This is a genomic window from Streptococcus suis (assembly GCF_016775005.1).
GTDB lineage: Bacteria > Bacillota > Bacilli > Lactobacillales > Streptococcaceae > Streptococcus > Streptococcus suivaginalis.
In genome coordinates this window covers 116,478-126,615 of record NZ_JAEUXI010000007.1, presented here as the reverse complement: position 1 = coordinate 126,615, position 10,138 = coordinate 116,478, and the positions used below count along the sequence as shown (strand labels likewise).

The window sequence follows — 10,138 nt, the reverse complement described above, 5'->3', positions numbered from 1 at the left end:
GATAGGGTGACAGAGACCAAGTCCTTCCGCCGCAGTGCCGAGGTCAACCTGGTGACAGGTGCCATCCACTATGGTGATTGGACTGCCAACCAGACTCTTCCAGAAGTGGCTTCTCCACTCAAGCAGGGCTACCTGGCAGACAAGGCAAGCGTATCAGCAGTTGAAGTCGGTCCATTGTCAAGCGACATGACAGAAGTGGTGACTTACAGCCCACTCGGTTCATGGACCCCTCGTGTACCAGATGGATTCGATCCAATCCCACCAGTTGTCTACCCGAACCACCCAACAGACCCAACTGTTCCAGGTACAGACCGACCAATCATTCCGTTCGTACCAGGCTTGATTCCGTTCGGTCCTGATGGACAGCCTTTGGAATTTATTGATCCGAAGGATCCGACGAAGGGTTACAGACTCCCTCCAATGCCTGAGAACCCAAGTGTTGATACAGTGATTGAATACATCATTGTACCTGAACCGAAGAAACCAGCAACTGAGACCCCTGTGAGACAATTACCTAAGACAGGTGAGAGTCAAACAAGTTTGGTATCGGCAGTAGGTGTCGGAATCTTGTTGGCAGGCCTAGGCATGTCACGAAAAGGTCGTAAGGACCAGGAATAAGTGATAGCAGGTGAGACTGGCTGTTACGGCAGTTTTCTCCGCGCTAGAATAGAAATATAGGTGCCTCATGATGGGGCACCTATATTTTGTTTGGAGAAGACGGGGATATGGTATAATGGATTACAGAAAATAGAGAGGAAGAGTCGAAGTGGATAAGGAAAGAGTCTTGCAATATTTTCCGCAGGCCAAGTGGTCGAATGCGCGCCCTCAACAGGGAGAGGCTTTCGTCAAACTTGTGGACGGACAGTATCTGACGTTAGGTGAAGGCCTATCGGATCGGGAACGCTTTTTGTTGGATTTGTTACAAGGAGAAGGGACAGAGAGCCAGCAGTCTCCTTGGCGGCTTTTCTTGGATGGCAAGCGATCCTTGCCACAGCCTATTGCAGCTTTGCAGTTTGTACAGGTTCGATTGTGGTCGGATGTGGAAGATGAAGTCCGCCAAGCTTGGCGTCAGACGATGGAAGACCTGCTTCCCAATCTAGTAGCCTGGTATGCTTCCACGGCTAGTGACTATGTTTTTGTCTTAGAGCAGTCGCCTTATCTAGATTGTCGGGAGATCTTGAGAGACACCCTGTCGGCACTCGAGTTTGATTTTGGTCTGCGCTTGACTGTTTTTGTTGGACAGGTTTGGCCAGAGGAAGTCGCAGCTTCTTGGCCACAACTTTTTCAGCAGGAAGAAGCTCTCTTTCAAGAATGGTGCCAGACCTATAATCATTCGACCCTCTTGCAGTTTAGTCAATTATTCCTTTGGTCGGGCAAATCTTACGCCAGCTTAAAAACAGGAGTGGCGCAGTTGGTTTCCAAACAGGACCTGGGAGACGTGATTCGAGCCTTGTGGGCTGAAGGGGCAGTATTGACCAAGACTGCACAACGGCTGTATATCCACCGCAATACGCTTCAGTATCGCTTGGATAAATGGCAGGAATGGACAGGCTTGCAGTTAAAGGAGTTAAATGATTTAGCGGTATGTTATCACGCTATCATAGATGATGAATTTTGATATTTTGTGCAGCTTGCACAGAATATCTTTTTTATTTTGTTCACTCTGACAGAGAAAGATAAAGCGTTTTCATTTATAATATAAGCATCAAAGAAAGCGAGGATTGAACATGGTTCAATTGAATTTAAAAAATATCTACAAAAAATACCCAAACAGCGAGCATTACTCAGTTGAAGATTTTAACTTGGACATCAAGGACAAGGAGTTTATCGTATTCGTAGGTCCTTCAGGATGTGGTAAGTCAACCACTCTTCGTATGATTGCTGGTTTGGAAGATATTACAGAAGGGGAAGCATACATCGATGGCGTGTTGATGAACGATGTGGCACCTAAAGACCGTGACATTGCCATGGTATTCCAGAACTATGCCCTCTACCCACACATGACTGTATTTGACAATATGGCTTTCGGTTTGAAATTGCGTAAATACAGCAAGGATGAAATCAAAAAACGTGTGGAAGAGGCTGCACAAATTCTTGGCTTGACAGAATTCTTGGAGCGCAAACCAGCTGACCTTTCAGGTGGACAACGTCAACGTGTTGCCATGGGTCGTGCCATCGTCCGTGATGCAAAAGTATTCTTGATGGATGAGCCTTTGTCAAACTTGGATGCCAAATTGCGTGTATCCATGCGTACAGAGATTGCCAAAATCCACCGCCGTATCGGTGCAACAACCATCTACGTAACCCACGACCAAACAGAAGCTATGACCTTGGCTGACCGTATCGTTATCATGTCTGCGACTAAAAACCCAGCAGGTACAGGTACAATCGGTCGTATCGAGCAAATCGGTAGCCCAGAAGAGCTATACAATCGTCCAGTCAACAAGTTTGTTGCCAGCTTCATCGGTAGCCCTGCTATGAACTTCTTCACAGTGACGCTTCAAGATGGTGTTCTTGCTGGAGATGGCTTCAAAGTGGATCTTCCAGAAGGTCGTCGCAAGCACTTGGAAGAAAAAGGCTACAATGGTAAGAGCTTCACACTTGGTATTCGTCCAGAAGACATCAAGGCTTCTCAGTTGGAGTTGGATACTTACCCTTCTTCTATCGTAGAAGCAGAAGTAGTCGTTTCAGAGCTTCTCGGTGCAGAAACCATGCTTTACTCTAAAGTAGGTAGCACAGAATTCGTATCTCGTGTTGATGCACGTGACTATCATAACCCAGGCGATAAAGTCCGCTTGACCTTCAACCTCAACAAAGCTCACTTCTTTGATGATGAAACAAGCAAGGCCATCGTATAAAATTGTTCATAAAACACCTGACCGTCAGATGAAAATCTGGCGGTTTTTGGCTAGGAACATATAATTTCTTATTTTTGTTTGCTAAACTCTATATAATAAATATAGAAAAGATACTTACAGGAGGTTTCCTATGAAGACGTTACTTAGAAAAATTCGCTGGACTGCTTTCTCCATTTTGATTTACAATCTCACTTTGATCTTGGCTGTTTGGCTGGGGACGGTATCCTCCAAGGAGGAATTTATCATTGCAGTCGCAGGGAATGCGGTTATGATGGGTATATCTTTCTTGCATTTGCACAACCAAGTATCGTCATTTAGTTCATCTTTTATTACGTCGTTAACTCACCTTGCCTAACTCCAGTTATGCCTGCGGCTCGTTGCCTAGTACTAAAAGTAAACTAAAAGACTATATCAGATGAATTTCATGGGAAAATAGAAGAACCGTCGGTTTAAACTGACGGTTCCTTTTCTTATGTTAGTAATTGCAGTAGGTAGGTCATTGTTCCGAATTCGAATAAAATGTAGATTCCTAATACGATAAAAATGGTTGGAAGAATCATTTTTTCATATTTTTCTATGAATTCAGAAATGCTATGGAGACTTCCAAATTTTTCTGCTAGGTAGCAAATGGCGACTGTCTCTAGCAAGATCAGGCTAGCAGTTAAGAGTGTTTCTAAGGTACTTAAAGTTGTAAAATAAGGGGTAAATATTCCTAAATTATCTACTCCCGATGCTAATGAAATAAAAATGATAGATAGTAGTCCGATTTTGCTATCAGGAATTTCTGTTTCTGCTTCGTTTTCAAAAAGGATTCTAACCCCTAGTAGAATAGGGACGAAGCCGAGCAGACCAAGGACCCAGTCAGCTAGAAAAATATTGGCAACTTGGCTAAGGATTGAACTTAAGAGAATGAGTATAAAACTAGCAAGTAGTTGTCCAAAATAGATTGTGCGTTTTTCACCTGGTTTCTTTGCCTGTGAAAATAAAAGGAATAAAATTAGGAAATAATCGATACTTGTTGAAATACCAAGAATCAGTGCATAAGTAATAATAGTCATGGTTCCTCCGTATAATATAGTAGTCATAGATATTTATTTACAGAGGCACATCAATTTTGAAAGATAGAAGTAAAAATTGCGATTCATTTTAATTTCCTTTTTCACTACCCTCATCTTCATCTTTGTAAACCTCATAAAAGTCAACCTTGAGGCGAATAAAGGCTTCCATGTCGTGTAGGAGTTGGAAGAGGGTGGCTCGGGTTTCAAATTCTTCTCGGGTTTGTGGCAGAGGCCGTTCGCGGAAGGTGGCATGGAAGAGCTCGATGTCTAGGAGCAATTCCTTGGCGGAGTTTTCTCGGCTCAGTTGCTGGGCTGCTCGCTCGAAGAGGCTGGACAGGATGACATTTTCTCTGCCTTCCAGTAAACATTTGTTGATATTTCCTGCCATGGTTCGCAGGATTTTGTTTTGTGCGGCTCGCATTTCAAAGTAATGGACCTGGTAATTGGTCTGCTGGAAGAGCTGGTTGTGGCGGTCTAGATAGACGACTTTGAGGGCCTCGTCCAAGGTCTTATCCAGCTGCGTAATCAATTCTGCCTCGTTTCGTCCGTCGCCGTTGAGTAGAAAGGCTTCAAAGCGGAGGAGAATCTGCTTGAGTAGGTCTTCGACTTGGTCATGATAGGCCTGGATTTGCTTTTCTTGCGAGGGCATATAGAGGTTAAACAAGAGTGCAAGTCCTGCCCCAATCAGAAAAAGCGCCAGCTCATTTCCCAAAAAAATCAGCGAAATATCCTGCTCTAGCAAGAGGTGGGTGACAAGGACGGTCGAGGGAGCGATGCCTGCCTCCCAGTTGAAACGGTAGGCCAGAGGGACGTAGAGTGCCAGGTAGATGCCCAGAGTCCAGATGCCAAAGCCAAAGAAGGCGAAGGTCAGGACGGCCATGGTAAGGGCCAGGAAGGTGGAGAAGAGGCGGTTGAGGGCCATTTTGAAGCTGGACTTGCGGGTGTCGAGGACGCTGAGAATGGCGATGATGCCAGCTGCCGTCGCATAGGACAAGCCCAGGGTGGTCGCGAGGTAAATGGCCAGCACGGTAGCAAATATCAGTTTAATGGTTCGGAGGGAGAGGGACATGGTGGCTCCTTTGGTCTTAGTCTTCTTTTTATTGTACCATAAAACCCTCCTAGCTTAGGAGGGTTGAATTTATGCAAACAAGGCAATGATTCCGACTACCAAATAGCAGACCAGTTTGTAGCTTTCGTTGATAAGGATGAGTTTAAGAGGGCGTTGCTCAAAGACGTAGTTCTTCAATGAAGCAAGGACTGCAATTACGCCCATGCCACCAGCTGCGTGGAGTGGTGAAACATCAAGGGTCTTGATGAAGAAAATTGCCACAACAGCAGTCAAAACTTCAATCGCCAAGGAAATCACCATTTCCTTCTGGCCATTTTTCCCAGCTTGACGGTCAGCTTCTACCTTGGCCATGTCAATGCCAGAGGCTTCAATCCAAGCATCACGGAAAATCAAACCATACCACAAACCACCAATCGCAAAGGCAATCAGCCCTGCCACAATTCCCAAAATAAGTGTCATATATTCTCCTTATACTTGTACGGACAAGTTAATAAAGCTTAGCATACCACATCGTATGTCACATGTCAAAATTTCTTTTTCAAAAAATACAAACAAAACCGTTGATAAACTGTTATTAGCTGTAATTTGAAATATGAGAGCAATCCCATGGGATTGCTCTTCTATCATTGTTTTGTTATACTATGAGAAATAGGCTTGGTGGAGAATACTAAGTCGATGATGAACTTGTTTTTAGGAGAGTTGGAGCATGGATAAATGGATGCGTGATATGGAAGAACAGCGAAGACATGATGAACTAAGTCGAAAAATGGATGCCCAGACCAATGCTATTCATTCTCAGTCCTATGCGATTAATTCCCAGACCCATGCGCTAAGAAAACAGAATGCACTTCTTGAGAAGGAGCATGAACGTCAAATTGAAACAGAGTACAAAGATCGAATTTTTCAACTCCAACTTCATTTGGCTCAAGCCTCAGATGACAGTCAGCGACTAGTCTTTCAGCAAATGCTTGATGATGCTGAGAACGATTATTCCCAGTATCTTTTAGAGAAAGAGGAGAGACAACTGGCGGCTGCAAGAAGAAGACAACTGGGCATTTTTATTTCCCTCTTAGTACTACTAGTCGGTATGTTTGGTGTTTACTATGTTTATACAGACATGCAGCATGTTAGGGTTCCAGAATTACGTGGCGTGTCCTTGGCTGAGGCCAAGGAAGTCTTGCGTGATGAAGGTTTTGTATTGGGAACAGTTACGGAAATTGGTGGACAGACTGTTGAACCGGGGCAAGTCAGCTTATCGACACCTAGTGGGGGCAGCAAGGTGAAAAGAGGGGAAGTGGTAGATCTGATTGTAGCAAAAGAGGAGACTGCGACATCAGAAACAAGCAGTGAAGGAACAGCTTCGACGACGAGCAGTAGCCAAGTTTCTTCTCAAACCTTTGCCATTGAAATTGAAAGGACAGGCTTGTCTATCCTTCAAGCGCCTTATTTAACGGCAACTTATGTTGCGACCATTGATCCAGGCACCTATACTATTGTGGAGACGACTTATAACGATGGTCATAGCTGGGGCAAGCTAAAGTCAGGACAGGGTTGGATTTCGTTGACGGAAGTTCAGGGAGGTCTTGCACAGGTCAATACCAAGGATTTGACAACTGAGCAGGTGCAGAGATGGGTTGCCTATGCATTTTTCATGAACCCAGAGAACGTTCACTACAATCGTCAACAACCAGTCATTTCGGTTTACAAAGAGGAAGATGATTTGGTTTATGCAGATGTGACGATTCCATCGGATTCAGACTTTGAACCAAGCTATTGGCGGTACCGTGTCAATGCCCAAGGTGAGTTGGAACATGGTTCCTATGAGGAAGCTACAGGGAACACCCACTGGTATGTTTTATTGGAAGAATACAGGGAGTAAGTTTTAGCCAAGGTTTTCCTTGGCTTTTTTGTCTCTAAAATATGCTATAATAAAACCATGGAACAAAATGATATCGTATATGGCGTACATGCTGTGGTGGAGAGTTTGGAGGCCAACACCGGCAACAAACTCTACATTCAGGATGATTTGCGCGGAAAAAATGTAGAAAAAATCAAGGCCCTGGCAGCAGAGAAGAAGGTGTCAATTTCCTGGACGCCGAAAAAGACCCTGTCTGATATGACAGAAGGTGCCGTCCACCAAGGATTTGTCCTGCGGGTCTCCGAGTTTGCCTATGCGGACCTGTCGGCAATTTTGGAAAAGGCAGAGCAGGAAGACAATCCCCTCATTCTCATCTTGGACGGTCTGACAGACCCCCACAACTTCGGCTCGATTTTACGGACCGCAGATGCGACTCAGGTGGCAGGCATCATCATTCCCAAGCACCGAGCAGTTGGCGTGACGCCTGTTGTGGCTAAGACCTCCACAGGTGCGGTGGCCCATGTCCCAATCGCCCGAGTGACCAATCTCAGCCAAACCCTCGACAAGCTCAAGGAGGCAGGTTTCTGGGTATTTGGTACCGATATGAACGGAACCCCGAGCCACAAGTGGAATACAGCTGGCAAGCTAGCCCTTATTATCGGCAACGAAGGTAAAGGGATTTCCAGTAATATCAAAAAGCAGGTGGATGAGATGATTACCATTCCTATGAAGGGCCATGTCCAATCTCTCAACGCCAGCGTAGCAGCAGCCGTGCTGATGTACGAAGTATTTCGGAAGAAAATCTAAATGAAAGAAAAAGTTCTCATTGTAGATGGCTACAACATGATTGCCTTTTGGCAGGCCACCAAGCAAGATTTTAAAAAGGGAGACTTGGATGCGGCCAGAACGACCTTGCTTCGAACCTTGTCTCACTACGCAGCCTTTGAACAAATCGAGGTGATTTGTGTCTTTGATGCCCACCATGTGCCAGGTCTTCGCCAACAGTATGACGAATTTAAGATATCGGTCATTTTTACAGAGGAGGAAGAGACGGCAGATAGCTACATCGAACGACTCAGTGCCCAGCTCAATAGTGACCGTCGCAAGCAGGTTTCCGTCGCAACCAGCGACCTCAACGAACAATGGGTGGTCTTTTCACAAGGGGCCTTACGGATTTCGGCGTGTGAGTTAGAGGAGAGAGCCAGGGTTATCAAAAAGGACTTGGATAAGTTTGTGGACCAGGTCGAACTTTATACCCCACGACTCAATCCTTGGTCAGATGGGAATTTTCAAGCCTTAAAAGAAATGATGGAGGAAATGAAAGAGTGACATTTACAATCGTAACCGATTCGACATCGGATTTGCCAACCAGCTGGGTCCAAGAAAATGATGTGACCGTGCTTGGTTTGACCATTAACCTAGATGGTGTGACCTATGAAACCGTTGGGGAAAACCGCTTGACCTCAGCAGATCTGCTGGATAAAATGGCGACTGGAGGCCTTCCGACAACCAGTCAGGTCAATGTTGGTCAGTTTGAAGAAGTTTTTGAAGCGGCAGCCAAGGAAGGTCAAGATGTACTCTACCTAGCCTTTTCATCGGCTCTTTCAGGGACCTATCAGAGTGGGACTATTGCACGTGATATGGTCTTGGATAACTATCCACAAGCCCATATCGAGATTGTCGATACCAAGGCGGCTTCTATCGGGGAAGGCTACTTGGTCATGCAGGCGGCTCAAGCGCGTGCTGCGGGTAAGACTTTGGCAGAAACCAAGGCGCTGATTGAGGAATTGGTGCCACGCTTGCGGACCTATCTCTTGGTCGATGACCTTAACCACCTGGTGCGTGGTGGTCGCTTATCTAAAGCAGCTGCTCTCATTGGTGGTCTGGTCAATATCAAGCCCCTCCTTGCGCTCAATGCGGAAGGAAGGTTAGAAGCGATTGCTAAAATCCGTGGTCGCAAAAAAGGAATCAAGGAAATGTTGAACCTGACCTTGGATAATTTGGATCATTCTACGGTTATGGTGGCCTATACAGGTGATATTGAGGCGGCTGAAGCGATTAAGGCAACCTTGTTGGAAGATAGCCGTGTCAGCGATGTTCTTTTGACTGAGTTGGGTCCGATCATTGCCACCCATACAGGAACTGGGGTGTTAGCTATCCTATCTATCAATAAAGAAGAGAGATAATCTCTTTTCTTTTAAGAAATAAAAGAAAACGTTTACAAAATATACTAATCAAGATCAAATGGAGGTTCTTATGAAACGCTTGTTGTCTTGTTATGCGAGTGACTTGCTGGGAGCGACCAAGGAGGAGCTCAAGCAGTCCATTTTATCCAGTGAAGGTCGGATTATCATGGGAGAAACGGTGGTCACAGCGGCTCCCTTGATTGCCGGGGTGACCAATGCGGAGATGATGGCTGCTTTTGGTTGTGACCTCTTGGTGCTCAACGAATTGGATGTCTTTCATCCGGAGATTGTTGGTTTTTACGACTGCGACAATCCTATCGCGGAAATCAAGCGGTTGACGGGTCGATTGGTCGGGATTAACTTGGAGCCTGTGGATGCTAGCCAAGAGGTCCAAGACCAGCAGGTCTTTCTCAAACCTGGTCGTCAGGTCAGTCCAGAAAGTTTGCGACAGGCCCAAGCCCTTGGCGTAGACTTCATCATGCTGACAGGCAATCCTGCTACGGGTGTATCCATGGCTGCAATCCGCTCTGCTATTGGCCTTGCCAAAGAACACTTTGAGGGCCTCATCTTTGCGGGGAAAATGCACGGTGCAGGTCTGGGAGAGTCGGTCGTAGACAGCCAAGCCCTGCTGGACTTTGTGGACTTGGGGGCAGACGGTGTCCTCATTCCTGCGGTCGGAACGGTGCCGGGTGTGCGGGAGGAAATAGTGGCACCGATCGTCAGTCAGGTCAAGGCGCGTGGTGGTCTGGTTATTTCGACCATTGGGACCAGCCAGGAGAGTGCGGACAGCCAGACGGTACGGGAGTTTGGGCTCAGCAACAAGCGGGTGGGTTCAGACATCCACCATATTGGAGACGGAGGTTACGGTCGGATGCCCGACCCTGAAAATATCTTGGCCCTGTCCTTGGCGGTCAGAGGCAAGCGGCACACCTATTTTAAAATGGGGCAGTCGGTGAGGAGATAGTCCTCTGCGAAAATCAAAATTATCCGTTGTCAACTTGGCTTGATGACTGAAAAACTCCAGTGGAGTTTTTCAGCCTGTTACCTTGAAATAAGACAGTAACAGAGTTCTATCGTCGCCTTCGTTTCCTAGGCTACTTTTGATTTAC

At 46.0% G+C, this 10,138-nt stretch carries 12 protein-coding genes; 9 read left to right on the top strand and 3 right to left on the bottom strand.

What is annotated here, in order from left to right; all coding sequences use genetic code 11:
• The 4 genes from JNG37_RS08720 to JNG37_RS08705 form a co-directional block, all read left to right on the top strand.
• Positions 1-618 (top strand): mucin-binding protein (locus JNG37_RS08720; protein ID WP_202848249.1); only part of this gene is annotated, 618 nt, incomplete at its 5' end.
• Positions 619-766: 148 nt separating this feature from the next.
• Positions 767-1,618, top strand: a complete 852-nt coding sequence (locus JNG37_RS08715) for a helix-turn-helix domain-containing protein (protein WP_158457217.1) — start codon at positions 767-769, stop codon at positions 1,616-1,618.
• Between the two features lie 109 nt (positions 1,619-1,727).
• Entirely contained in the window at positions 1,728-2,858 is a 1,131-nt protein-coding gene (locus JNG37_RS08710; RefSeq protein WP_158457219.1) for an ABC transporter ATP-binding protein, read from the top strand.
• Between the two features lie 130 nt (positions 2,859-2,988).
• A complete protein-coding gene (locus JNG37_RS08705; protein ID WP_158457221.1) occupies positions 2,989-3,213 on the top strand; it encodes a hypothetical protein in 225 nt (74 codons plus the stop codon).
• A gap of 115 nt (positions 3,214-3,328) precedes the next feature.
• On the opposite strand, the gene JNG37_RS08700 is transcribed toward JNG37_RS08705, so the two are convergent.
• The 3 genes from JNG37_RS08700 to JNG37_RS08690 all read right to left on the bottom strand — a co-directional run bounded on the left by JNG37_RS08700 (position 3,329) and on the right by JNG37_RS08690 (position 5,444).
• Entirely contained in the window at positions 3,329-3,916 is a 588-nt protein-coding gene (locus JNG37_RS08700; protein ID WP_158457223.1) for a cadmium resistance transporter, read from the bottom strand.
• An 88-nt stretch (positions 3,917-4,004) separates the two neighbouring features.
• Complete coding sequence (locus tag JNG37_RS08695) at positions 4,005-4,985, bottom strand: aromatic acid exporter family protein (protein WP_158457225.1); 981 nt, start codon at positions 4,983-4,985, stop codon at positions 4,005-4,007.
• Positions 4,986-5,054: 69 nt separating this feature from the next.
• Positions 5,055-5,444 carry a DUF1761 domain-containing protein gene (locus JNG37_RS08690; RefSeq protein ID WP_105124054.1) on the bottom strand — a complete coding sequence of 130 codons (390 nt, stop codon included), beginning with the start codon at positions 5,442-5,444 and terminating at the stop codon, positions 5,055-5,057.
• Positions 5,445-5,691: 247 nt separating this feature from the next.
• On the opposite strand from JNG37_RS08690, the gene JNG37_RS08685 reads away from it, so the two are divergent.
• The 5 genes from JNG37_RS08685 (at position 5,692) to JNG37_RS08665 (ending at position 9,993) form a co-directional block, all read left to right on the top strand.
• Positions 5,692-6,864: a PASTA domain-containing protein gene (locus JNG37_RS08685; protein ID WP_158457227.1), complete on the top strand. Its 1,173-nt coding sequence runs from the start codon at positions 5,692-5,694 to the stop codon at positions 6,862-6,864.
• Positions 6,865-6,921: 57 nt separating this feature from the next.
• Positions 6,922-7,650, top strand: coding sequence for a 23S rRNA (guanosine(2251)-2'-O)-methyltransferase RlmB (gene rlmB / locus JNG37_RS08680; RefSeq protein ID WP_029186909.1), 729 nt, complete (start codon positions 6,922-6,924; stop codon positions 7,648-7,650).
• Complete coding sequence (locus tag JNG37_RS08675) at positions 7,651-8,172, top strand: NYN domain-containing protein (RefSeq protein ID WP_158457229.1); 522 nt, start codon at positions 7,651-7,653, stop codon at positions 8,170-8,172.
• The gene (locus JNG37_RS08670) at positions 8,169-9,029 is read left to right on the top strand and encodes a DegV family protein (protein WP_158457231.1); all 861 of its coding nucleotides are present in this window, start codon (positions 8,169-8,171) and stop codon (positions 9,027-9,029) included. Before JNG37_RS08675 ends, JNG37_RS08670 begins: the two co-directional genes overlap by 4 nt.
• A gap of 70 nt (positions 9,030-9,099) precedes the next feature.
• Positions 9,100-9,993 (top strand): DUF7916 family protein, encoded by an 894-nt coding sequence (locus JNG37_RS08665; RefSeq protein WP_158457233.1) that lies wholly within the window; start codon positions 9,100-9,102, stop codon positions 9,991-9,993.
• The last annotated feature ends 145 nt before the right edge of the window (positions 9,994-10,138 follow it).